The 22,231-nt window shown below is 66.8% G+C and carries 23 protein-coding genes and 1 tRNA gene; 10 read left to right on the forward strand and 14 right to left on the reverse strand.

Annotation, left to right across the window (positions count from 1 at the left end; translation table 11 throughout):
• The first annotated feature begins 12 nt into the window (after positions 1-12).
• Positions 13-774: a glycosyltransferase family 2 protein gene (locus tag CXQ96_RS07365; protein ID WP_181036394.1), complete on the forward strand. Its 762-nt coding sequence runs from the start codon at positions 13-15 to the stop codon at positions 772-774.
• Positions 775-812: 38 nt separating this feature from the next.
• On the opposite strand, the gene CXQ96_RS07370 is transcribed toward CXQ96_RS07365, so the two are convergent.
• Complete coding sequence (locus CXQ96_RS07370) at positions 813-1,439, reverse strand: DNA alkylation repair protein (protein WP_258058933.1); 627 nt, start codon at positions 1,437-1,439, stop codon at positions 813-815.
• Between the two features lie 23 nt (positions 1,440-1,462).
• Positions 1,463-2,218, reverse strand: coding sequence for a CPBP family intramembrane glutamic endopeptidase (locus CXQ96_RS07375; RefSeq protein WP_181036400.1), 756 nt, complete (start codon positions 2,216-2,218; stop codon positions 1,463-1,465).
• 267 nt (positions 2,219-2,485) lie between these two features.
• On the opposite strand from CXQ96_RS07375, the gene CXQ96_RS07380 reads away from it, so the two are divergent.
• Positions 2,486-3,376 carry a ribonuclease Z gene (locus CXQ96_RS07380; RefSeq protein ID WP_104117394.1) on the forward strand — a complete coding sequence of 297 codons (891 nt, stop codon included), beginning with the start codon at positions 2,486-2,488 and terminating at the stop codon, positions 3,374-3,376.
• Between the two features lie 43 nt (positions 3,377-3,419).
• On the opposite strand, the gene CXQ96_RS07385 is transcribed toward CXQ96_RS07380, so the two are convergent.
• Positions 3,420-3,848: a rhodanese-like domain-containing protein gene (locus CXQ96_RS07385; RefSeq protein WP_104117395.1), complete on the reverse strand. Its 429-nt coding sequence runs from the start codon at positions 3,846-3,848 to the stop codon at positions 3,420-3,422.
• A gap of 93 nt (positions 3,849-3,941) precedes the next feature.
• Between CXQ96_RS07385 and CXQ96_RS07390 the strand changes: the two genes are divergently transcribed.
• Positions 3,942-4,400, forward strand: coding sequence for an Lrp/AsnC family transcriptional regulator (locus CXQ96_RS07390; RefSeq protein ID WP_104117396.1), 459 nt, complete (start codon positions 3,942-3,944; stop codon positions 4,398-4,400).
• Here CXQ96_RS07390 and CXQ96_RS07395 read toward each other — a convergent pair.
• Complete coding sequence (locus CXQ96_RS07395; protein ID WP_104117397.1) at positions 4,358-5,353, reverse strand: DMT family transporter; 996 nt, start codon at positions 5,351-5,353, stop codon at positions 4,358-4,360. The genes CXQ96_RS07390 and CXQ96_RS07395 overlap by 43 nt on opposite strands.
• On the opposite strand from CXQ96_RS07395, the gene CXQ96_RS07400 reads away from it, so the two are divergent.
• Positions 5,352-6,782 (forward strand): PLP-dependent aminotransferase family protein, encoded by a 1,431-nt coding sequence (locus tag CXQ96_RS07400; protein WP_104117398.1) that lies wholly within the window; start codon positions 5,352-5,354, stop codon positions 6,780-6,782. The genes CXQ96_RS07395 and CXQ96_RS07400 overlap by 2 nt on opposite strands.
• Positions 6,783-6,837: 55 nt before the next feature.
• Here the strand turns inward: CXQ96_RS07400 and gdhA are convergent, their stop codons facing one another.
• Positions 6,838-8,178: an NADP-specific glutamate dehydrogenase gene (gene gdhA, locus CXQ96_RS07405; protein WP_104117399.1), complete on the reverse strand. Its 1,341-nt coding sequence runs from the start codon at positions 8,176-8,178 to the stop codon at positions 6,838-6,840.
• Positions 8,179-8,646: 468 nt separating this feature from the next.
• Here gdhA and CXQ96_RS07410 point away from each other — a divergent pair, with 468 nt between their 5' ends.
• Entirely contained in the window at positions 8,647-9,681 is a 1,035-nt protein-coding gene (locus CXQ96_RS07410; RefSeq protein WP_104117400.1) for an AAA family ATPase, read from the forward strand.
• 85 nt (positions 9,682-9,766) lie between these two features.
• Here the strand turns inward: CXQ96_RS07410 and nrdF are convergent, their stop codons facing one another.
• The 4 genes from nrdF to nrdH form a co-directional block, all read right to left on the reverse strand.
• A complete protein-coding gene (gene nrdF, locus CXQ96_RS07415) occupies positions 9,767-10,741 on the reverse strand; it encodes a class 1b ribonucleoside-diphosphate reductase subunit beta (RefSeq protein WP_104117401.1) in 975 nt (324 codons plus the stop codon).
• Positions 10,742-10,836: 95 nt separating this feature from the next.
• The gene (gene nrdE, locus CXQ96_RS07420) at positions 10,837-12,996 is read right to left on the reverse strand and encodes a class 1b ribonucleoside-diphosphate reductase subunit alpha (protein WP_104117402.1); all 2,160 of its coding nucleotides are present in this window, start codon (positions 12,994-12,996) and stop codon (positions 10,837-10,839) included.
• The gene (nrdI, locus tag CXQ96_RS07425; RefSeq protein WP_104117403.1) at positions 12,993-13,466 is read right to left on the reverse strand and encodes a class Ib ribonucleoside-diphosphate reductase assembly flavoprotein NrdI; all 474 of its coding nucleotides are present in this window, start codon (positions 13,464-13,466) and stop codon (positions 12,993-12,995) included. The genes nrdE and nrdI overlap by 4 nt, the downstream gene beginning before the upstream one ends.
• Positions 13,467-13,505: 39 nt before the next feature.
• The gene (nrdH, locus tag CXQ96_RS07430; RefSeq protein ID WP_104117404.1) at positions 13,506-13,751 is read right to left on the reverse strand and encodes a glutaredoxin-like protein NrdH; all 246 of its coding nucleotides are present in this window, start codon (positions 13,749-13,751) and stop codon (positions 13,506-13,508) included.
• A gap of 408 nt (positions 13,752-14,159) precedes the next feature.
• On the opposite strand from nrdH, the gene CXQ96_RS07435 reads away from it, so the two are divergent.
• Positions 14,160-15,086 (forward strand): LysR family transcriptional regulator, encoded by a 927-nt coding sequence (locus CXQ96_RS07435; RefSeq protein ID WP_104117405.1) that lies wholly within the window; start codon positions 14,160-14,162, stop codon positions 15,084-15,086.
• Between the two features lie 118 nt (positions 15,087-15,204).
• Positions 15,205-16,242 (forward strand): SDR family oxidoreductase, encoded by a 1,038-nt coding sequence (locus tag CXQ96_RS07440; RefSeq protein WP_104117406.1) that lies wholly within the window; start codon positions 15,205-15,207, stop codon positions 16,240-16,242.
• A gap of 65 nt (positions 16,243-16,307) precedes the next feature.
• On the opposite strand, the gene CXQ96_RS07445 is transcribed toward CXQ96_RS07440, so the two are convergent.
• Both CXQ96_RS07445 and CXQ96_RS07450 read right to left on the reverse strand, forming a co-directional pair.
• Positions 16,308-17,210 carry a methylenetetrahydrofolate reductase gene (locus CXQ96_RS07445; RefSeq protein ID WP_104117407.1) on the reverse strand — a complete coding sequence of 301 codons (903 nt, stop codon included), beginning with the start codon at positions 17,208-17,210 and terminating at the stop codon, positions 16,308-16,310.
• 53 nt (positions 17,211-17,263) lie between these two features.
• Complete coding sequence (locus CXQ96_RS07450; RefSeq protein ID WP_104117408.1) at positions 17,264-18,418, reverse strand: App1 family protein; 1,155 nt, start codon at positions 18,416-18,418, stop codon at positions 17,264-17,266.
• Between the two features lie 162 nt (positions 18,419-18,580).
• On the opposite strand from CXQ96_RS07450, the gene CXQ96_RS07455 reads away from it, so the two are divergent.
• The 3 genes from CXQ96_RS07455 (at position 18,581) to CXQ96_RS07465 (ending at position 20,797) form a co-directional block, all read left to right on the forward strand.
• Positions 18,581-18,934, forward strand: a complete 354-nt coding sequence (locus CXQ96_RS07455) for a hypothetical protein (protein WP_104117409.1) — start codon at positions 18,581-18,583, stop codon at positions 18,932-18,934.
• A 658-nt stretch (positions 18,935-19,592) separates the two neighbouring features.
• A complete protein-coding gene (locus tag CXQ96_RS07460) occupies positions 19,593-20,432 on the forward strand; it encodes a hypothetical protein (protein ID WP_104117410.1) in 840 nt (279 codons plus the stop codon).
• Between the two features lie 167 nt (positions 20,433-20,599).
• Positions 20,600-20,797, forward strand: a complete 198-nt coding sequence (locus CXQ96_RS07465; protein WP_104117411.1) for a hypothetical protein — start codon at positions 20,600-20,602, stop codon at positions 20,795-20,797.
• 158 nt (positions 20,798-20,955) lie between these two features.
• On the opposite strand, the gene CXQ96_RS07470 is transcribed toward CXQ96_RS07465, so the two are convergent.
• The 3 genes from CXQ96_RS07470 to rsfS form a co-directional block, all read right to left on the reverse strand.
• A tRNA-Ala gene (locus tag CXQ96_RS07470) sits at positions 20,956-21,028 on the reverse strand.
• Between the two features lie 96 nt (positions 21,029-21,124).
• Positions 21,125-21,805, reverse strand: a complete 681-nt coding sequence (locus tag CXQ96_RS07475) for a histidine phosphatase family protein (protein WP_104117412.1) — start codon at positions 21,803-21,805, stop codon at positions 21,125-21,127.
• Complete coding sequence (gene rsfS / locus CXQ96_RS07480) at positions 21,802-22,209, reverse strand: ribosome silencing factor (protein ID WP_104117413.1); 408 nt, start codon at positions 22,207-22,209, stop codon at positions 21,802-21,804. The genes CXQ96_RS07475 and rsfS overlap by 4 nt, the downstream gene beginning before the upstream one ends.
• Between the last annotated feature and the right edge of the window lie 22 nt (positions 22,210-22,231).

Here is a 22,231-nt window from a genome sequence, read left to right on the forward strand (position 1 = left end):
GAGGAGGTACCCGTGACCGGACGGCTCGCCGTCGTCGTGCCCGTCTTCAACGAGCCGGGCGTCGTCCGCACTCTCGAAGCGCTCCGCGTACAGCGCGACCGCGGCGACCTCCACGTCTACGTGGTGGACAACGCTTCCACCGATGACACGGCACAGCGGATCCAGGACTACGCGGCGGCCCATCCCGAGGTGACACTCACGGTCGTGACCGAGCCCCAGAAGGGAACCGGGGCCGCGAGTGACACCGGCTTCCGGAGGGCGATCGACGACGGCTTCGAGCTGGTCGCGCGCACCGACGGGGACAGCGAACCCGCGGAGGACTGGGTGCGCCGGATCCGCATACTCTTCGCGCTGCACCCCCGGGTGCAGCTTCTCGGGGGAACCAGTACCGCGCTTCGGGACGGCCACTACCGGCGGGGCGATGACCTGCTGATGCCCGGCGCACTCTGGCTCCTGCGGATCATGATCGCGCTCAAACATCTCGACGTCGCATACCTGCGGTTCGTTGCGGGTCACAACATGGCGGTGCGGGCGTCCGCCTACGTGGCGTCGGGCGGGATCGAGCGGACATCGATCGACACGCGCGACGAGGACATCGAGTTCTCCGCCCGCGTGTGCCACCGGCTGGGCTGGGCCGCCGTGCGGATCGACCCCACGCTCAAGGTGGCGACGTCGATGCGCCGGGTGCGCCGCTACGGCCTCGGCATGATGGGCATCCATCACCTCGTGCCGGCCCTCCGCGGCAAGATCATCCGCACCATCGACATCCGCTAGCCTCTGCCTCAGCTCCGAGTCCTGCCCGCCGGATACCGTCAGCCCGCGCCGCTCCCCCGCACCAACGCAATGGCGTCCTCCACCGTGGGGAAGCGGCCCTGCCGCGCGCTCGAGACCAGGCGGACGGTCCGCCGGAAGGCGGCGTCGTCGCCCTCGCCCGCCCGGAAAGCAGGCAGGTGCACAAGCACGGCCGCGCGGCGGAGCAGGGCTTCCTCCGCAGCGGCCCAGCGGTCGACGACGGTGCGTGCACGCGCGGCATCCGGGTCCTTAAGCCTCAGGAGCAGTGTTCCGACGACGTCGATCGCGAGGGGATCCACGAGATCCGGAACCTGGGCCGATCGGAGGAAGCCCTCGATCCGCGTGAGGTCGGAGTGGCGCAACAGCGGCACGAACGACTGCAGCAGCACGACTGCCGCCAACCGGCGTTCGAACACCGGCCGGGCCCAGAGCTCGGCGGCGAGCGCTGTGACGTCGTCGTGCCCGAGGCCTGGATACCGGCGTTCGGCGTTGCGGACGGCGCCGCGGACGGCGCCCACGGACGCGCCGTAGTACTCGAGCCCCGCCCCGTACCGCCGTTGGTGGTCCTCCGCGCGTTCCCACGAGCTCTCGTACTGCAGGGACTCGTCGATGAACTCGGCGGGGTCACTCACCGGGGCGCTGCTCATGGATTCGTCGGTTCGTCGGTTGGTCAGTAGAGGAAGATGTCGATCCAGGCCCGGTTGTGGGCGTGGAGGAGGACGAGGAACAGGACGAAGTCGAACAGGAGGTGGACGCAGATGATGTAGGAGAGGGAGCGGGTGCGCGTGAAGATGAACGCCTGCAGGAGCGCGAACGGGAAGATGAACAGCGGTGCCCAGGCGTGGAAGCCCAACTCCCAGAGGAACGAGGTGAACAGCACGGCCTGAAGGACATTGGCCTGGGCCATGGGAAGGTGCCTGCGCAGGAGTGCGAACACGGTGCAGATGAAGAAGAGCTCGTCCCAGATGCCCAGGCCGTTGGTGCCGACGAACAGTCGCGCGATCTCGTCCGGCGCAGATGCCGCGGGCCAGTTCGTGTAGACGCCGGTCCCCAGCATGTACACCGGAAGGAGGGCGTAGCCGATGACGACGACGGCGGGCAGGTACCACTTCTCCGCGCGGGTCCACTTCTGGCCCGTACGGACGGGGAAGGTGATGGCGTGGTCGCGATAGGCGAACCGGGAGACCGTGTAGGGGACCCCGACGGCGAGGATCATCGCCGCGCCCATGATCGCCATGTGTTCCACGCTGATGTCCGTCGTGATCGGCACGAGGCTCATCACGGCGAGGCTGAACGCGATGAGCAGGAGGTCCCGGAAGAGTGCCCTGTTGACGGCAGCTGCCGCCACCAGCGCGACGGCCAGCAGTGGGTAGCCGATCAAGGGCTGGTGGAGCACGAACAGGGTGAACCCCGCGAGCGACACCAGGGCGGCGGGGACGAGTTCCCGGGATGGTGTGTTCCACGTGCCCTCCTTCCAAGCTCGTGGGCCCGGGCGTGCCGCCGACAGCCCGGGCACCGCCGGTTGCGCTTGCTGTTCCACGCGATCATGCTCCTTCATCGATGCGCGCTCCCCTGCTCCGCGCCGGCCCTGCCCTGATACAGGGACGCCTACCCATTCTTTCGCCTGCCGTGGGGCGCGGTCCACTCGAGTCCGCCCGAGCCGGCCCGGCACCGGCGATGCAAGACTTTGGTCATGCGTGAGCTCGTCATCCTCGGCACGGCGTCACAAGTGCCCACCCGGACCCGCAACCACAACGGCTACTTCCTGCGGTGGGAGCGCGAGGGCATCCTGTTCGATCCCGGCGAGGGTACCCAGCGCCAGATGATCCACGCCGGGGTGTCGGGTACGAAGATCACGCGGATCTGCCTGACACATGTCCACGGCGACCACTGCTACGGGCTGCCCGGCGTGCTCTCGCGGATGGTGCTCGACGGCGTCGCGCACCCCGTGCATCTGCACTATCCCGCGTCGGGTGAGGACGTGGTGCGGGCGCTCGTGTCGCTCGCGACCCCCGGGCTGGACCTGCACCTGCACCCTCACGGCACCGCCGGTCCGATCGCACCCGGGATGGAAGTCCTTCCGCTGCGCCACCGCATCGAGGCGTATGGGTACCGGGTGAAGGAGCCGGACGGGCGGACGTTCCTTCCCGGCCGGCTTGCCGCTTCCGGCATCTCCGGGCCCGACGTCGGGCGCCTGCAGCGCGATGGACGGCTGGGTTCCGTCGGCCTCGACGAGGTGAGCGTCCCCCGACCGGGGCGGAGCTTCGCCTTCGTCATGGACACCGCGGTGTGCGACGGAGCCTTCGCCCTGGCCGAGGGCTGCGATTTGCTGGTGGCCGAGAGTACTTTCAGCAACGACCATGCAGCGCTCGCCGACCAGTACCTGCACCTGACGGCCGGAGAGGCGGGAGCACTTGCGGGCAGCGGCGGGGCGGGCACACTCGTGCTGACCCACTTCTCGTCGCGGTACGACGACGTCGGGATACTTGCGCAGCAGGCGCGAGCAAGCGCAGGATCGACGACGGTGGTCGCGGCATCGGACCTGGACCGGATCCCTTTCCCGGCTCGTCCCGCGCCTGTGTAGGGGATGCCGGACACTGCGGGGCACTGAGGAGCACTGACGCTGTTCACGCCGACGGTGGGAGGGGCGCAGTGAGCGGGTCCGGCGCCCTGCGTCCACGGCCGTCGTCGCTCACGGTCGCGAAGCCTTCGCGCGCCCAGTACTCGAAGCCACCGATGAGTTCGCGGACGTTCGTGTAGCCCATCGACGCAAGAATCAGGGCACCACGAGTGCTGCCGTTGCAGCCGGGTCCCCAGCAGTAGACGACGATCGCAGCATCCATCGTGGACGCGAAGCCCCCGATACGCGCTTCGAGCTCTGAGTTCGGAATGTGGACGGCGCCGGGGATGCGGCCCTGACTCCATGACGCAGCGGAACGGGTGTCGATCACGAGGGGTGCAGACCCGGAAGCCCGGTCAGCAGCCAGGTCCGTCGGGTCGGTTTCGTACGCGAGCTTGGCAGCGAAGTAGTCAGCGGCAGAGAGGAAAGGAGTCATGGTTCCATCGAAGCGCTTCTGTCGCTCGGCGGGAACGCCCTACCGACGGAGTAGCGCGGCGCCGGCGCCGTTTTCGACGGTAGATTCTGCCGTATGCCCTCGAACCCACGGATCGATCTCGATTCCACCGATCACGCGATCATCGGCCATCTGCAGCAGGACGGACGGGCGAGCGTCGCGGAGCTGGCCCGCTCCATCAACCTGTCGCCGAGCGCGACGGGCGATCGGGTGAGGCGTCTGACCGATGCCGGCGTGATCACGGGCTACTCTGTCACCGTGGATCCCGAAGCCCTCGGGTACAGCGTGACCGCGTTCGTGCGATTGGCCTACCCCACCGGCAACTACAAGCCCTTCCACGACCTGGTCGCCTCGCTGCCCGAGATCATCGAGGCCCATCACGTCACCGGCGCCGACTGTTTCATCATCAAGGTACTCGCCCGCTCGATGCGCGATCTCGAGCGCATCACGGGCCGGCTCGCGACCCTCGGCGGTATCACGACCAGCGTGGTCTACTCGAGCCCCATACCCTCCCGACACATCACCCCGGCCTGACCGGGGTCAGGAATGTCCGGAACAGGAGTCCCGGCCGGACGTGTCGAGCGCGTGCGGACGGCGATCCCCGCACAGACCACGACGGCGGCTCCACCGAGGACTGTATGCCACGACAGTTCCTCGCGTAGCAGGAGTGCGGCCCACAGGATACTCAGCACGGGTTGGATCAGTTGCACCTGGCTGACCCGCGCTATCGGTCCGATGGCGAGGCCGCGGTACCAGGCGAAGAAGCCGAGGAACATGCTGACGACGGCGAGGTAGGCGAAGGACGCCCATTCGATCGGGGTGCCGACCTGCGGTTGCTGCAGCACGGCCGTGACCGTCAGCACGACCATGATCGGTGAGGCGACCACCAGGGCCCACGACACGGTCTGCCACGCGCCGAGTTCCCGGGCGAGCAGGCCGCCCTCGGCATAGCCGGTCGCGGCAGCGATCACGGCACCGAACAGCAGCAGATCGGACAGGGCGGGTTGGGCGAGTCCTCCTTCGTGCAGTGTCGCGAAGACAACCGCCACGACGGCGCCCAGGAGCGCCACCAGCCAGAACGAGGCGGGTGGCCGTTCCCTCCCCCTGACGACGGCCATGGCAGCAGTAACCGCCGGCAGGAGGGCGATGACGACGGCCCCGTGGCTCGCGGGTGCGGTCGTCAGGGCGAAGGAGGTCAGCAGGGGGAACCCGATCACGATTCCGCAGGCGACGACGCCGAGCCGCAGCCACTGCGTTCCGGACGGGAGACGTTGCCGAGTGAGGGAGAGAGCGGCGACTGCGAGAGCGGCAGCCACGACCGCCCGACCCGAACCGATGAAGAGGGGTGACAGACCTCCGACGGCGACGCGGGTGAAAGGAACCGTGAACGAGAAGGCAGTTACACCGAGGAGGCCCCAGGCGAGACCCGATCGTGTGGACGATAGCAGGGTGGCCGGAAGCAGGGTAGCGCTATTATGCGGCTTCATGACCAACGATAGCAGTTCGAGGATCGTCACGGCTCTGCGCGAGTGGATTGCAGCAGCTCCCGCGGGCGCAAGGCTGCCTTCGACGCGCTCGCTGGTGGCACGGTACGAAGCCAGTCCGGTCACGGTGCAGAAAGCGCTGCGTGTCCTCTCCGCCTCCGGCCTGATCGAGAGCAGGCCTGGCGTCGGCACCTTCGTCCGGGCCATCCGCACGGCACGTCCGCTCGACTTCGGCTGGCAGACGGCGGCGTTGGGGTCACCACCCAACCGCTTGCAGTCGTCGCCGGCGACCATGCGGGCTGCGACAGCTGATGCGATAGCACTGCACGAGGGGTACCCGGAGCGCGACCTTCTTCCGGGGCGACTGGTCAGGGCGGCACTCGCCAGGGCGGGCCGTAGCGAAGCGGCCCTGTCGCGCTCCCCCGCGTCGGGCCTCCCGGCTCTGCAATCGTGGTTCGCGTCGGAGCTGGCAGAGCTCACGCCGGTGGGCGTGACCCCGCCGACGTCGAGCAATGTGATCGTCCTTCCGGGCAGTCAGAGCGGACTCAGTTCCGTCTTCCGCGCTCTGGTCACGGCCGGTCAGCCGTTGCTGATCGAATCGCCCAGCTATTGGGGCGCCATCCTCGCCGCTGCACAGGCGGGCGTGCGCGTTGTCCCGATCCCTTCCGGGCCCACCGGCCCGGACCCGGACGCTCTCGCCCGCGCCTTCGAGGAGACCGGCGCGCGAGCTTTCTACACCCAACCGAATTACGCCAACCCGACCGGCGCGCAATGGCCCGCTGACGCAGCGCTGCAGATACTCGACGTCGCCAGAACCTACGGTGCCTTCCTCATCGAGGACGACTGGGCGCACGATTTCGGGATCTCGACCAGCTCCACGCCTCTGGCTGCGCACGATGATGACGGGCATGTCGTGTACATACGCTCGCTCACGAAGAGCGTCTCGCCCGCGCTGCGGATCGCCGCAATAGTCGCTCGCGGGCCGGCCCGCGAGCGCATCATCGCCGACCGCGCCGCAGCGTCCATGTACGTCAGCGGAATACTCCAGGCTGCGGCCCTGGACATCGTCACGCAGCCCGGCTGGCAGACCCACCTTCGCGGCCTGCGCGAGAGCTTACGGTCACGCCGGGACTTCCTCGTCGACAGTCTCGCCACCTATGCGCCGCTCGCCCAGCTCACAGCCCTCCCACCGGGAGGTCTGCATCTATGGCTGCGGCTTCCGGACGGAACAGACCTCGCACGCCTGGTGCGGGACTGCGAAGCACAGGGCGTGTTCATCGCGCCCGGCGACGACTGGTTCCCGGCCGAGCCCACAGGACCATTTATCCGCCTCACCTACTCCGGACCCAACCCGGGCGCCTACCCGGAAGCAGCACGCGTCATCGGCCGCGGTCTCGAGCAGGGCAGGCAGCAGCGAGGGACCGATTCATAGCACTGCGTGCCGTGCGTCTGCAGGAACAGTTCCGCGCGCTGTGCGCAACAGGGAGTCAGATGACTCCGAGTGCGAGCATGGCGTCCGCTACCTTGACGAAGCCGCTGATGTTCGCCCCCGCGACATAGTCACCGGGCACCCCGTATTCGTCGGCGGTCGTCGCGCACCGGTCATGGATACCCACCATGATCTCCGTCAGTCGCTGTTCGGTGTGCTCGAAGGACCAGGAATCACGGCTGGCGTTCTGTTGCATCTCCAGGGCCGAGGTCGCGACGCCGCCGGCGTTCGCGGCCTTGCCCGGCCCGAACAGGACGCCGGCCTGCTGGAACCCCTGCACGGCCTCGGGCGTGCAGGGCATGTTCGCCCCCTCCGCCACCGCGACCACTCCTGCCTTGACGAGCGACGCCGCAGCATCCTCGTCGAGTTCGTTCTGCGTGGCGCAGGGCAGGGCCACCGCTGCACCTACGTCCCAGATCGAACCTCGTTCCACGAACTCGGCACCGGGTCCCCGCCGCCGCGCGTACTCGGAGATGCGCGCTCGCTCGTTCTCCTTGACCTCGCGAAGGAGCGCGACGTCGATACCGGCCTCGTCGATGACATATCCGGAGGAATCGGAACAGGCGACGACCGTCGCACCGAAGTGCTGCGCCTTGGCGATGGCATGGACGGCGACATTGCCCGAGCCGGAGACGATGACGCGTTGTCCCTCGAGGTCGAGTCCCCTGGTCTTGAGCATCTCCCGGGCGAACAGGACTGCGCCGTAGCCGGTCGCTTCCGGGCGAACCAGGGAGCCACCCCAACTGATTCCCTTACCCGTGAGCACTCCGGACTCATACCGATTGGTGACCCTCTTGTACTGCCCGAAGAGATAGCCGATCTCGCGGCCCCCCACACCGATGTCGCCCGCGGGAACGTCCGTGTACTCACCGATATGCCGATACAACTCGGTCATGAATGACTGGCAGAACCGCATCACCTCACCGTCGGACCTGCCCTTGGGATCGAAGTCGGAGCCGCCCTTGCCTCCGCCGATCGGCATGCCGGTGAGCGCGTTCTTGAAAACCTGCTCGAACCCGAGGAATTTCACGATCCCGAGGTACACGGACGGGTGGAAGCGCAGGCCCCCCTTGAAGGGGCCGAGAGCGGAATTGAACTCGACCCGGAACCCCCTGTTGATCTGCACGACTCCCGCATCGTCCACCCAGGGAACCCGGAAGATGATCTGCCGTTCCGGTTCACACAGCCGCTCCAGCACCGCAGCGTCCACGAACTCGGGGTGTTTCTTCAACACCGGACCCAGCGAATCGAACACCTCGACGACGGCCTGATGGAACTCCGTCTCACCCGGATTGCGCCGGAACACCTGATCACGCACGGAGGACAATGCCGAATCCATGGAACTCCCCGATCTCGAGTGCGGAACTTTCTGCAGGAGTGAGGCACGCAGCCACGCCCGCTCCACGAGGGGCCGCAGACCGGCACAGGACGCGTGGTAATCCTCAGTGCACTGTATATCCGTCGGTGTTGCTTCCACGGGTTCAGTTCCGTTGCAACGCGCCGACCCAACTTCCATGCCGGCGGGTTATAAGTCCGCGGAACGCTGGAGGACAGCCATCGACTTCGAAGCCGAGCAGGGGTGCGAGGGAACCGGGACGGCATGCCGTCCGGGCTCGCTGCGTCGCTGGGCGGAAAGAGGGCCGATCATTCTGCTCCGCGCACGGTGACGCGGTGCGGCGTGAACTAAGCTGCCAGCGCCTTCACCGTGGGGCTACAGTTGTGGCGCACTACCGAAAGCATGCCCAGCACCTGATCGAACCACCGCGGATCTTCCGGTCGCGGACCAGATGTCGTCCAAGGAGAGAGCATGGCTGCCAGCCGCAATCCGCTCGATGACCTGCGCGAAACGCTCGGCCACCTCGCCGAGCAACTCAAGCTGCCCGGTTCGGAGCGGGTGGACGACCTGGTGGGTGACCTCATCGGCGCGCGGCCCGGTCCTGCCCGTCCGCTCGCCGAGGTACAGGCCGAACTCGACGCGCTGGTGGGGCTCGACAGCGTGAAGGAACAGGTGCGGGCGCTCGTGGCATTGCTCCAGGTGCAGGCCCGGCGCAAGGCGCACGGACTGCCGGAGGTCGCCACCTCACAGCATCTGGTGTTCCTGGGGAACCCGGGCACGGGCAAGACCACCGTGGCGCGGCTCCTGGCCGAGATGTACCGCGCGGTCGGCTTGCTGCAGAAGGGCCATCTGGTCGAGGTCGACCGGTCGGGCCTGGTCGGGCAGTACGTGGGCGCAACCGCCATCAAGACGGACCGGGTGATCCGGAAGGCGTTGGACGGCGTCCTCTTCATCGACGAGGCCTACGCCCTGTCACCGGAGGATGGCCGGATGGATTTCGGCCCGGAGGCGATCGAGGTCCTGCTGAAGCGGATGGAGGATCACAGGCACCGCCTGGTGGTCATCGTGGCCGGTTACCCTCGACTGATGGAGGCGTTCCTGCTCTCCAACCCGGGCCTGCGTTCGCGGTTCGCCCGCGAGATCACCTTCCCGGACTACTCCGTCGATGCGCTCCAGACGATCTTCCACCAGATGCTCGCCCAGCACGAGTACATCCTGGAGCCGAGCGCGGAGCAGACCCTGCGAAGCATCCTCGCCGGCCTTCACTCCGGCGAGGACTCCGGCAACGCGCGCTTTGCCCGCACGCTTTTCGAGCAGGCGCTCAATCGCCAGGCGCTGAGGTTGTCGCTCAACGAGGACCGAAGCCTCGACGACCTCGATCGGGAGGAAGTGATGATGCTGACGTCGGAGGACCTAGCGCACGCCGCGCAGGCGCTGGGAGCGGAACCCGAACCCGAAGCGTCACCACACCCCAGAACCTCGCGGTGGTGGGACTGGCTGACCTGACTGAATCAGCCAGCGGAACACGAGAGGCCCCACACGCCTGGGCGTGCGGGGCCTCTCGGGCAGCGGCGAGCGGGACGAGAAAGGACTAGAAGTCCCAGTCCTCGTCCTCAGTGTTCACGGCCTTGCCGATGACGTACGAGGAGCCCGAGCCGGAAAAGAAGTCGTGGTTCTCGTCGGCGTTCGGGGACAGCGCCGAGAGGATGGCTGGGTTCACGTCCGTGACCGACGACGGGAACATTGCCTCGTAGCCCAGGTTCATGAGCGCCTTGTTGGCGTTGTAGTGCAGGAACTTCTTGACGTCCTCGGCCAGGCCCACGGAGTCGTACAGATCATGCGTGTACTGGACCTCGTTCTCGTACAGCTCGAAGAGCAGCTCAAAGGTGTAGTCCTTGATCTCCTGGCGGCGTTCCGGCGTCGCGCTCTCCAGACCGCGCTGGAACTTGTAGCCGATGTAGTACCCGTGCACGGCCTCATCACGGATGATCAGGCGTACGAGGTCCGCAGTGTTCGTGAGCTTGGCACGCGAAGACCAGTACATCGGCAGGTAGAAGCCGGAGTAGAACAGGAACGACTCGAGCAGCGTCGAGGCGACCTTGCGCTTCAGGGGATCGTCACCGCGGTAGTAGTCCGTGACGATGTGCGCCTTCTTCTGCAGGTTCACGTTCTCCGTGGACCAGCGGAACGCCTCGTCGATCTCCTTGGTGGAGGCCAGCGTGGAGAAGATCGAGGAGTAGCTCTTGGCGTGCACCGACTCCATGAAGGCGATGTTCGTGAGGACGGCTTCCTCGTGGGGCGTGACTGCATCGGGGATGAGGCTCACGGCACCGACGGTCGCCTGGACCGTGTCGAGCAGCGTCAGGCCGGTGAAGACGCGCATGGTGAGCTGCTGCTCCTCGGGCGTCAGCGTGGCCCACGACTGGACGTCGTTGGACAGCGGCACCTTCTCCGGCAACCAGAAGTTGTTCACCAGGCGGTTCCAGACCTCGACGTCCTTGTCATCCTGGATACGGTTCCAGTTGATGGCCTGGACCTGATCAACGAGCTTCAGCTTCTCGCTCATGGTGTGTTCCTTGTCTGGGTGTAAGTAATGCCGGTGATCCGGGTCGAGCCTGTTCGCCAGGCCGGGCGCAAGGCCCGACCTGACAATTTTAGGTGCTACAGCATGCAGCTGACGCAGCCCTCGACCTCGGTGCCCTCGAGCGCGAGCTGGCGGAGACGGATGTAGTAGACCGTCTTGATGCCCTTGCGCCAGGCGTAGATCTGGGCCTTGTTGATGTCACGCGTGGTGGCGGTGTCCTTGAAGAACAGCGTCAGGGACAGGCCCTGGTCCACGTGCTGCGTCGCCGCGGCATACGTGTCGATGATCTTCTCGAAGCCGATCTCGTACGCATCCTGGTAGAACTCCAGGTTGTCGTTCGTGAGGTACGGCGCCGGGTAGTACACGCGGCCGATCTTGCCTTCCTTGCGGATCTCGATCTTCGACGCCACCGGGTGGATGGAGGACGTCGAGTTGTTGATGTACGAGATCGAGCCCGTCGGCGGCACAGCCTGGAGGTTCTGGTTGTAGATGCCGTGCTCCATGACCGAGGCCTTCAGCACACGCCAGTCCTCCTGCGTCGGGATGTGCACGTCGGCGAACAGCTCACGCACACGGGCGGTCGCCGGCTCCCACACCTGCTCGGTGTACTTGTCGAAGAACTCTCCGCTCGCGTACTTGGAACGCTCGAATCCGGCGAACCTCCGGCCGGTCTCGATGGCCATCAGGTTCGATGCCCGGATGCAGTGGTACACCACGGAGTAGAAGTAGATGTTCGTGAAGTCCAGGCCCTCTTCCGAGCCGTAGTGGACGCGCTCACGGGCGAGGTAGCCGTGGAGGTTCATCTGGCCGAGGCCGATGGCGTGCGAGGCGTCGTTACCGGCGGCGATCGAAGGGACCGAGCTGATGTGGCTCATGTCCGAGACCGCCGAGAGGCTCCGGATCGCGGTCTCGATGGTCCGGCCGAAGTCCGGCGAGTCCATGGTCTTCGCGATGTTCAGCGACCCGAGGTTGCAGGAGATGTCCTTGCCCACGGAGTCGTAGGACAAGTCCTCGTTGTACGTGGTGGGCTGCGAGACCTGGAGGATCTCGGAGCACAGGTTGGACATGATGATCTTGCCGTCGATCGGGTTGGCCCGGTTCACGGTGTCCTCGAACATGATGTACGGGTAGCCGGACTCGAACTGGATCTCCGCGAGGGTCTGGAAGAACTCGCGCGCCTTGATCTTGGTCTTCTTGATCCGGGCGTCATCCACCATCTCGTAATACTTCTCGGTGACCGAGATGTCGGAGAAGGGCATGCCGTAGACGCGCTCGACGTCGTACGGGGAGAACAGGTACATGTCCTCGTCGCGCTTGGCGAGCTCGAACGTGATGTCGGGGACGACGACGCCGAGGGACAGCGTCTTGATGCGGATCTTCTCGTCCGCGTTCTCGCGCTTGGTGTCGAGGAAGCGGTTGATGTCCGGGTGGTGCGCGTGCAGGTAGACCGCGCCGGCGCCCTGGCGGGCACCGAGCTGGTTGGCGTAGGAAAAGCTGTCCTCGAGGAGCTTCATCACGGGGATGACGCCGGAGGACTGGTTCTCGATCTGCTTGATCGGCGCACCGACCTCGCGGATGTTGGTCAGGGCGAACGCGACGCCGCCGCCGCGCTTGGAGAGCTGGAGGGCCGAGTTGATCGACCGTCCGATCGACTCCATGTTGTCCTCGATGCGCAGCAGGAAGCAGGAGACGAGCTCACCCCGCTGGCGCTTGCCGGCGTTCAGGAAGGTCGGGGTGGCGGGCTGGAAGCGGCCGTCGATGATCTCGTCGACCATCTGCTCGGCGAGCTGCTCGTTGCCGCGGGCCAGGTGCAGGGCAACCATGCACACGCGATCCTCGTAGCGCTCGAGGTACCGCTTGCCGTCGAACGTCTTCAGGGTGTACGAGGTGTAGAACTTGAAGGCACCGAGGAACGTCTCGAAGCGGAACTTCTTGGAGTACGCGCGCTTGTAGAGGTCGCGGATGAAGTTCATCGTGTACTGGTCGAGCGTTTCACGCTCGTAGTACTCGTTCTTCACGAGGTAGTCGAGCTTCTCCTCCAGGTCGTGGAAGAACACCGTGTTGTTGTTGACGTGCTGCAGGAAGTACTGGTGCGCGGCTTCCCGGTCGGCGTCGAACTGGATCTCTCCGTTCGGCCCGTACAGGTTGAGCATCGCGTTGAGCTCGTGATAGCCCATGTCCTTGAAGCGGTCCACTGCGGCTGCGGGTGCGCCCGTCTCCGTCTCTGCAACACTCATGTCCAAAACTCTTCCAATCCTTTGGTTACTCGGTCTACGTCCTCGGACGTGCCCATGACTTCGAATCTGTACAGCACGGGGACATCGCACTTGGCTGCGACGATGTCGGCGGCAAGGCAATAGGTCTCACCGAAATTGGTGTTCCCGGCCCCGATGACCCCTCTGAGGAGGCTGCGGTTCTGCTTGTTGTTCAGGAATTTGACGACCTGACGTGGCACTGCGCCCTTACCGGTGATCCCTCCGTAGGTCGGGAGGACCAGCACGTAGGGCTTCAGCGCCCGCAGCGTCGGCTCCCTGGTGAGCAGAGGCATGCGGGCGGCCCGGACCCCCAGCTTCTCCACGAAGCGATGGGTGTTGTCGGAGACGGACGAGAAGTAGATCAGCGAGGCGTCGGTGACGGGCCCCTCCGCCTCCCCGGCCTCGGCCGGATGAGTCGAGGTGGGTCGGTCTTCCACAGCGATGGTGGTCATCCCTGATGCCCCGACGGCGGAATCCCTGACGGGAACCGTTCAGGCTACCGAACTGACGGCGGAGTCGGCGAGGGCACTGATCTTGTCAGGACGGAACCCGGACCAGTGGTCGCTGTCCGTGATGACGACGGGAGCCTGCAGGTAGCCCATGGAGCGGACCCGCTCGAGGGCGGCTGGATCCTCGGTGATGTCGACGCTCTGGTAGGCGATGCCCTTCTTGTCCAGAGCGCGATACGTGGCGTTGCACTGTACGCAAGCCGGCTTCGTGTAAACCGTGACGGTCATGTTCTAGTCCCCTGTTCCTCTACTGCTGTCGTGCTGTGTCATGAGTGGCGCGTAACCCTGGATAGGGGGAGGAGATCCGGGGATTCCTGCGCCTGAAGGGCCCATGCCGTCCAGCGGCTGTTCTGTCCTTCGATACTACATCTAGTGCGGCCGGATGAGACAGACCCCAAGATGATGTATTACAAGTATGTCATTACTGGGACTGGTAGTCCACACGATGTCCACAGACGGGGCTCCTCGGAAAGCCCGGAATCCAGCCGCTAAGGGGTCGTTTCGGAGCAGCGGTCCACACGCTGTGGAGTACTTCCACACAGGCCGAGAAACCCTCGTGTCGCGGTTTGTGGGCGTGTCGCGGTGGTCGGGTGTAGAAGACTGGGCGGAGGAATCAAAGGACTTGGAGAGTGCTACGTGGTGAACCCGATCCACCTTCGGACGTTGCTCGAGGTGATCCGTCATGGATCGTTCAGCGGCGCGGCCACCAGCCTCGGGTACACCGCCTCCGCAGTATCGCAACAGATGTCCGCCCTCGAGCGTGACACCGGTGCCACACTCTTCACCCGATCGGCCCGCAGCGCCGTTCCTACGGACGCGGCCGTCGCCATGTCCCGCCATGCGTCGAAGGTCCTGACGGACATCGACGCACTCCTGGCCTCCACCGCCCGCGCCGGGTCCGGGCCTGCGCACGAGCTGCGGCTCGGCATCTTCCCCAGCCTGGCGACGTTCGCACTCCCCCGGCTGCTGCGGATGCCGGAGTGGCAGCGGCTGGGAGTCTCCCTGCGTGTCTTCGTCGGGGAACCCGCCCATGCGATCCAGGGGCTGCGCACGGGTGGCGATCTCGACCTCGCGCTCGTCTACCAGGTGGGGCAGGCCGGGCTCGCCTGGCCGTCGACGCTCAGCCGCCAGTGGATCGGCGACGACGACTTCCGTGTCATCCTGCCCGCGAGCTGGGGTATCCGCAGCGGCTCCCGGGTCACAGCCGACCAGCTTGCCGACATGCCGTGGATCATGCACCACCCCGGCACCGCGGATGCAACGGTCATCGAACGGCTCTTCGCCAGCTGCAACCTGCACCCGCGCATCTCCGCCTACTGCGACGATTTCAACGCGAGCCTCGAACTGACAGCAGCCGGCCTCGGAGCAGCGCTGGTGCCCGAACTCGCAATGATCAACAGGCCCGACGGGGTAGTGTCGCTCGACGTGCCCGAGATCCGTCTCGCGCGCAGCATCTTCGCCCTGCGGACAGGCGACGCAGACGACGCCCGCGTGCGCCTCTTCATGGATCAGCTGGCCGATATCCTCCGGAGCCAGAGCATCGGACCCAAGCACACCGCCTAGGGATACGCACCCACTCCCCAGCGGTGGATTCCCGTTGCATGTGCTCGGTCTGTGTCCGTACGTTCGGGTCAGGTGCGGGCGGTCACGCCCGACGAGGGACGAACCGAGGAGGAGCTCAGTGCGGATCAGGAACAGCGTCGTCGTCATCACCGGAGCGGCGAGCGGCATCGGCCGTGCGACCGCGCTCCGCTTCGCCCGCCGTCGGACCCATCTGGTACTGGCCAGCCGACGCGTGGAGGCCCTCGAGACCCTCGTCGCGGAGTGCACCGCCCTGGGTTCCCGCGCCATCGCGGTACCTACAGACATGTCCGAGTACGAGGCCGTGCAGGAACTCGCGAGCAGGGCGGTCGAGGAGTTCGGGCGCATCGATGTCTGGGTCAATAACGCCGCCGTCTCCTTCTTCTCGCCGTTCCTCGAGGTACCCCTGCGCGATTTCGAGCGCGTCATCGACGTCAATGTCATGGGCTACGTCTACGGGGCACGCGCCGCGCTCGAGCGCATGCAGGACCAGGGCAGCGGCGTCCTGGTGAACGTCGCGTCGATCGTCGGCGAGATCCCCCAGCCCTATACGTCCGCCTACTCGATGTCGAAGGCCGCGGTGCGCGCTCTGGGCGTGAGCCTGCGGTCCGAGCTGAAGCTCGACCGGAAGAAGCGCATCCACGTGTGCACCGTCCTTCCGCCCACCATCGACACCCCCTTCTTCAACCATGCGGCGAACTACACCGGCCGGCGCGCCGTGGCGATGCCCCCGGTCTACAGCGCGGACCGCGTCGCGAAGGCGATCCTCGACGTCGTCGAAGCGCCGGTCCGCGAGGTCGCCGTCGGACGCATCGGTCGCTCGATGGTGCGCCAGCACCGCCTGATGCCGGGCCGTATCGAGAGGGTGATGGCGCACCAGGTCGAACACACCCACCTGTCGAAGAAGGAGCCGGCCGAGGACTCCACCGGCAACCTGTACGGCCCCTCGCTCGACCCCGCCAACGCAGCGGTGCCGGGCGGCTGGAGCGGACGACGACGCACGGCGCAGCGCACCATCCTCGGCACGGCGCTCGTCGGCGTCGGGGCCGTGGTCTTCACCGACAAGCTGAAGGCGGCGGTTCCTGCCGTGGCCGGAACCGCGGCGAGCCTGGGACGTGCGGCAGCCAGAGCCCGCTGACCCGAGCGCTCGACGACCGGTGCCGGCGCATGACCCCGGCGCGATGTCCGCCTCTCCATCGATCACTACATCGATGCCGCGAGACCGGCCTCCGGCGGGCGCTTGAGATCCAGCGCGTCGAGAACGTCGAGAGCCGCCGAGTGCTCGTTGAAGGTGTACAGGTGGATCCCCGGAGCGCCGTCGGCAAGCGCCGTCCGTGCCAGGTCCACGGTTGCCGCGACGCCGATCCTGCGGCGCTCGGCGTCCGTGCGCGCGCCCTCCAGGCGTGACCACAGCGCTTGGTCGACGCCGATACCGGCGAGCTCGCTCAGCTTCGTGAGCCGTCGTGTGCTCGTCATCGGCACGACGCCGGGAATGATCGGGATCGTGACCCCTGCGTCGCGGGCCCGGCTGACCAGGCCCGAGTAGTCGTCGGGCTGGAAGTAGACCTGGGTGATGGCGAAGTCGGCCCCCGCGCCCTCCTTGGCCAGAAGGACCTGGATGTCCTGCTCCACGCTCGGGGAATCCGGGTGCCGTGTCGCGTATGCGGCGACGCCCACCGAGACCCTGCCCGCTGCGAGCTGGGCGGACCGCTTCGCTTCGACGTCCCGGATCAGCCGCACGAGCTCGTCCGCGTGTTGGAGCTCGCCGGGATGCGTCTCGCTGCCGTCCGGAGCATCACCGCGAAGCGCGAGGATGCCGCGGACACCACCGCCGATGAGCCGGTCGACGATCGCCTCGAGCTCACCCCTGCTGCTGCCGACGCATGTGAGGTGTGCCAGCGGCCTGAGGCTGGTTTCCGTCAGGAGGCGGCGGAGGAGATCGATCGCGGTCTCCTGGTTGCTGCCGGCCGCACCGTAGGTGACCGATACGAAATCAGGGCGCGTCGGCTCCAGGCGCCGGATCGTCGTCCAGAGCGAGTCCTCGGCCGCGGCATTCCGCGGCGGGTACAGCTCGTAGGAGAGCGCCGGGTAGGTCGGTGGCGGCATGGTTCCTCTTCGTACGTGCTGATCGTCGGGCGCCTGGCGCAATCCCTGAGCGGCTACGCGGGTTCGATACCGTCGGTCTCTTCGGGGACGTCGGCGGAGCGGACGTCGCTCTCGATGATGCCGAGTTTCTCGAGCTCGTCCGACATCCCCGCGCCGTCCGGGGCATAGATCCACGGGATGCCCGGTGTCGGCTGCACTCCTGTCTTCGAACGGCCGCCCGCGAGCACAGCCTCGCCCACGGACAGTTGGCGGATCGCGATCGCCCGGACGTTCTGCGGGTGGCGCTGGGCGAACTCGGAGTAGATGGCTTCGTCGTGCTGGCCGTCGTCGCCCACCAGCAGCCACTTCATGTGCGGGAATTCCTCAGCCAGCCGCTCCAGGGACGTTCTCTTGTGATCCTGCCCGCTACGGAACCAACGATCACGCGTGGGGCCCCAGTCGGTCAGCAGTTTCGGCCCCGCGGGGTAGAGGTTACGGGAGAGGAATCGCGACAGCGTGGGCGCGACGTTCCAGGCACCCGTCGAGAGGTAGAGCACGGGGGCCGACGGAAGAGTCCGAACGATCCGCTCGTACAGCACAGCCATGCCGGGGGTGGGCGTTCTTGCATGCTCGTCCAGGACGAACGTGTTCCAGGCCGCGAGGAACGGCCGAGGCAGCGCCGTGACCATCACGGTGTCATCGATGTCGGACACCACTCCGAAATCGGTTCCGTCGGCGACGATCCTCACGGGCGCTTCGACGATCCGCGAGCCACCCGAGTGCAGGGTTATGTCGTGCCAGCCGGCTTCCAGGGTGACGGGGATCCGCGCGTCGACGACGCCGCCGCGGTCCGCGACGACGTCGTGCACCGTGTCACCGATGGTGACGTGCACGACGGCGTGGGCCACGGGCGCGCTCGTGAAGTTCCGCCAACCCCGCATGCCTTCCTGCAGAGGCTTCAGGGGGCCTGCATCCGTACCGCGGCCCGTATCCCTCGGGTCGCTGAGGACCACACGTGCCAGCACGCGCACCCACGACGTCGTCCCGTACCCGGTGTACGGGATGACGGTCTCCACTCGTCCCCGCCGGATCGCAAGCCGCGTCTGGAAGCGGAGCCAGGCGTCATCGAGGCGGACGGCGAGATGGCGATCCTCCGTGCCGGGCTTCGTCGGGGTGCTGTCAGTGGGGCTGTCGGAGGACGGGTGCGACTCCGCGGAACGTGGACACATGCGGTCCAGTCTGGCACGGCAGGAGCATCGGCACGAGTGCGGGTACGCAGGTCACGGACGGCTAACAACCACGACATCGGGTTCGGACGGTCTTGTCGGCGCAGCGGGCGGCTGCGACGCTGGAACCTCGAGTCAGCAGACAGACGAGCGTCGGGGGATCCAATGGCACACGAGTGGGACACGATGGGCGTGCGCCTCAAGGAGGACAGGATCCTGCCGGGCTGGGACGTCGCGGAGGCGCAGGACCCGGAGACCACTGCTGCCGATCTGGCCCATGCGATCCTGTTCGGGAAGGCGCAGGCGGCTCTCGAGGCCGTTGCGGCCGGCGGAACAGGGCTGACCACAGACCATGCACGCGCGCTGCACTTCGCCAACGAGATGGCAGAACTGCGCCACTACGGTCCGCTCATCGCTGTCGAGGACGGCCTTCCTGCTCTCGCCCCTGGCGTCCGGCACATCATCGACAGCTTTGACGAACGCGGACTGTGGGACGGCCAGCCGCGTTGGATGCTCTGACACAGCGCCTGCCCCCGGGTCGGTACACAGGGCCCCACATCGTACTGGCTCCCCGAACCATCCGGTCCGGGCTCGGCGTCGAATGGACACTGGCCCGCTCCGCTTTGCGAGGCCGCCACCGCGAGGTGGTTCAGCTGAAGCCCGTGGCAGCGGCCACAAGCCGTCGCGGGTGCCTATGAGGCGGTTCTTCTCGATGCACACAGCACTGATGCGCAGGTGTGCTCCCCGATCTCCGGAGGGCCACGACGTCGGCCGGTTCTCCCTCAGGGCCCTGGCCGGGATGCTGCATGTCCGCTGGCAGCCGGACCTCGTCATCGATAGGGCCGACATCACCTTGCGGCCGCGGCCATCCAGGCCCGGGGACGCCCGAATCTCCCCCTGCTGGTCGAGGTCTCCGGCCTGAGGGAAATCACCCGCGACGCGAGGGACGCGGTTCTTGCCTACCGGCACTCCCCGAGGATAGCCATCCTCGGTTCGGACGCCGTCGACCTCGTCCTCACCGCTTTCGCGGTGAGGTCTCCCATCGAGACCCGGTTCTTCACCGATCGGGACGAGGCCGTGGGCTGGCTGCTGCAGGGCTGACACCCCCACCGCCGACCGGCCCGACGCCGACCCCGCACGGAAGCCGCACCGGAAGGGCGCATGGCACACTCGATGCATGGCGGCCGTAATCCTTGCATGGAACCCCGACGAGTCCCAGTGGACCGGCACGTATCCCGCCGACATGCAGACCGTGAGGAAAGCAGGTGTGCTGCGGCGGGCCTGGACAATTCCCTCCCCGGCAGCCCTCGACCCGGGGATGGATGTCTGGTTTCTCGTCGTCGGCCGGCAGCAGGCAATGCGCGGACTCATCGGGCACGGCACCCTGGCGGGCATCAGCGGACGCACGGCAACGGGTAAAGTGCGCCTGGACATCGACGTCGACGTGCTGCTGGCCCATGGCGACCAGGTCGGGATGTATCTGGTTGCCGAGCGCATTCCGGAGCTCGCCACCACGGAGTTCGATGCGCTCGTCGTGAGCGGCTCGGCCGAGACCGCACTGCGCGCTCTCTGGGCGGAGGCCAACGCGCCGGAGGCGGCTTCGGTCTTTCCAGTACCCGGCGCCTTGCCGGCCTCGGCGGTGACCCGCATCGCCGTCAATTCATTCGAGCATGACGGGGATCTCCGCAGGGTCGCGCTGGCCCATCGCGGATCCGCCTGCCATGCCTGCGGACTCGACTTCGAGCAGGTCTACGGCGTGGCTGCGGCAGACCTGGTACAGGTACATCTCATCACTCCCCTCGCGCACATCGACGAGACCTATAGCCCGGACGCCCTGGTGGATCTGATTCCGCTGTGCCCCAGCTGCCACGTCGTGGTCCACAGCCGCTGGCCCGACCCCTACAGCGTGGAGGAAGTCAGGGCTCTCCTTCGCCGCAGCGGGTTCCTGCGGGGGACCGTCCTGTCGGACGAGCAGCTGGAGGCGGAGGCAGCGGCAGCCCGGATGCTCGGCGCCTGATACCTCGGTGGCCTCGGTCCGTGCGCCTGTGGTCGATGGCCGGCAGTACCTCACGCGGACTGCGGGCCTGCTTGCCGCAGGCCCGATCTCGTACAAGGCCCAGCCACAAGCGGCAACGAAGTACCTGCACACGCAACTCGTGCATCGTCAAAGAGAGACAGCAGACCATGATCACCCATCCGGGCGAGTACCACGACGCCGACTCGGGGGCCCCCATCCCCCAGTCCCGGCGAACCCTCGAGACCATCGAGCGGGGGCGGCTGATGCCTCCCCTACCCATCCAGGTGACCCTGCGCGGGAAGCTGCCTGCTCAGGTCTTGATGCTGCCCGTCCGCAGCCCGGCTCCTCAGGAAGAGGCCGCCTAGGGCTGCCGGCAGGCTCGTGCCTATCTGCTCGACCAGCCCCCCCCGGATCGGTGCTCGCCGACCGCCCTGGACCATGGCGCAGCTACGGGACGAGCCCTTTGAGGGCAACAAAAAACCGCCGGACCAGGGCTTTCGCCCTGTAGTCCAGCGGTTCGTTGTGGAGCTAAGGGGATTCGAACCCCTGACCCCCTGCATGCCATGCAGGTGCGCTACCAGCTGCGCCATAGCCCCGTACTTCACTGCTCTCAGAAGGTCTTACCCCTCCGAAGCAACTTGATTAGTGTAGTAAATTTCGACCACTTCGCCAAATCGGCCGACTCCTCCGCCTCAGCCCTCGAGTGGCTCGACCGGCAACGAACCGAGACCGACGTTGTGCTCGGTCAGCTGCCACCCGAAGAGCGCGTCATCCCTGCCCACCACCTCGTGGACCTCCGACCAGTGGCAGTTCGAGAGGCCGGCAAGGGCGCCCCAGCGCTTCGGCGGAAGCCCCATCAGTGCTGCCAGGGCTGCCCGGATCGCACCTCCATGACTGACGACCACGAGCGTCTCCGACGGCGCTACGCGCTCGACGGCCTCGGTGACGGCCGCGAGCATCCTCCGACCCACATCCAGGCGGCTCTCTGCTCCGCCTGCCCGCACCTCGGGGTCTCCCGCGCGCCAGGCGGCATTGTCCTCGGCGAACTTCTCGTCGATCTCCGCGAAGGACAGACCCTGCCACTGCCCACCGTTCGTCTCGCGCAGCCGGACGTCATAGGTGACCTCCAGTGCGCTGAGTCCGGACAGAGCGGCCGCGGTATCCGCTGCCCGCCGCAGATCGGACGCGACGATCAGCGAAGGCTGACGCGCCGCGAGCACCTCCGCAGCACGTGCCGCCTGCTCACGACCTGTCTCGTCGAGGTCGATGTCCTCCTGGCCCTGGAAGCGCCCGGACCGGTTCCACTCCGTGCGCCCGTGGCGCCAGAAGATGATGCGACGTGCAGCCGGATCGGCGTGGGGGTGCCGCGTCACTCCGCTGCGTCGTCGGACGCGGCCTGCGGTGAGCTCTGCAGCGCTCCCTCGAGCTGGAGATCGATCGAGGGGCAATCCTTCCAGAGCCGGTCGAGCGCATAGAACACCCGATCCTCCTCATGCTGGACGTGGACGACCACCTGGGCGTAGTCGAGAAGCACCCAGCGGCCCTCGCTGCGACCTTCGCGCCGCACCGGCTTGAGACCCTGCTTCGACAACTCCTCCTCGATGCCGTCGACGATGGCGTTCACCTGCCGCTCGCTCGGCGCGGAAGCGATCACGAAGACGTCCGTGATCGCAAGCCGGTCACTGACGTCGATGGCGACGATTTCCTGGGCGATCTTGTCCGCCGCGGCGTGTGCCGCTGTGCGGGCAATGCCGATGGACTGTTCGGTAGCGCTCACTGATCTCCTTGTGTGTGGCCAG

Origin of the sequence: Arthrobacter sp. B1805 (assembly GCF_002929745.1) — a bacterium.
Lineage (GTDB): Bacteria > Actinomycetota > Actinomycetes > Actinomycetales > Micrococcaceae > Arthrobacter_D.

What these genes read in the sequence shown, in the direction of transcription:
- nrdE (WP_104117402.1), bottom strand. Translation starts at nt 12,996, where the DNA reads ATGAGTGTTGCAGAGACGGAGACGGGCGCACCCGCAGCCGCAGTGGAC.
- nrdI (WP_104117403.1), bottom strand. Translation starts at nt 13,466, where the DNA reads ATGACCACCATCGCTGTGGAAGACCGACCCACCTCGACTCATCCGGCC.
- CXQ96_RS07410 (WP_104117400.1), top strand. Translation starts at nt 8,647, where the DNA reads ATGGCTGCCAGCCGCAATCCGCTCGATGACCTGCGCGAAACGCTCGGC.
- CXQ96_RS07465 (WP_104117411.1), top strand. Translation starts at nt 20,600, where the DNA reads ATGATCACCCATCCGGGCGAGTACCACGACGCCGACTCGGGGGCCCCC.
- CXQ96_RS07460 (WP_104117410.1), top strand. Translation starts at nt 19,593, where the DNA reads ATGGCGGCCGTAATCCTTGCATGGAACCCCGACGAGTCCCAGTGGACC.
- CXQ96_RS07385 (WP_104117395.1), bottom strand. Translation starts at nt 3,848, where the DNA reads ATGACTCCTTTCCTCTCTGCCGCTGACTACTTCGCTGCCAAGCTCGCG.
- CXQ96_RS07450 (WP_104117408.1), bottom strand. Translation starts at nt 18,418, where the DNA reads ATGTGTCCACGTTCCGCGGAGTCGCACCCGTCCTCCGACAGCCCCACT.
- nrdH (WP_104117404.1), bottom strand. Translation starts at nt 13,751, where the DNA reads ATGACCGTCACGGTTTACACGAAGCCGGCTTGCGTACAGTGCAACGCC.
- gdhA (WP_104117399.1), bottom strand. Translation starts at nt 8,178, where the DNA reads ATGGATTCGGCATTGTCCTCCGTGCGTGATCAGGTGTTCCGGCGCAAT.
- CXQ96_RS07390 (WP_104117396.1), top strand. Translation starts at nt 3,942, where the DNA reads ATGCCCTCGAACCCACGGATCGATCTCGATTCCACCGATCACGCGATC.
- CXQ96_RS07400 (WP_104117398.1), top strand. Translation starts at nt 5,352, where the DNA reads ATGACCAACGATAGCAGTTCGAGGATCGTCACGGCTCTGCGCGAGTGG.
- CXQ96_RS07370 (WP_258058933.1), bottom strand. Translation starts at nt 1,439, where the DNA reads ATGAGCAGCGCCCCGGTGAGTGACCCCGCCGAGTTCATCGACGAGTCC.
- CXQ96_RS07445 (WP_104117407.1), bottom strand. Translation starts at nt 17,210, where the DNA reads ATGCCGCCACCGACCTACCCGGCGCTCTCCTACGAGCTGTACCCGCCG.
- nrdF (WP_104117401.1), bottom strand. Translation starts at nt 10,741, where the DNA reads ATGAGCGAGAAGCTGAAGCTCGTTGATCAGGTCCAGGCCATCAACTGG.
- CXQ96_RS07455 (WP_104117409.1), top strand. Translation starts at nt 18,581, where the DNA reads ATGGCACACGAGTGGGACACGATGGGCGTGCGCCTCAAGGAGGACAGG.
- CXQ96_RS07380 (WP_104117394.1), top strand. Translation starts at nt 2,486, where the DNA reads ATGCGTGAGCTCGTCATCCTCGGCACGGCGTCACAAGTGCCCACCCGG.
- CXQ96_RS07395 (WP_104117397.1), bottom strand. Translation starts at nt 5,353, where the DNA reads ATGAAGCCGCATAATAGCGCTACCCTGCTTCCGGCCACCCTGCTATCG.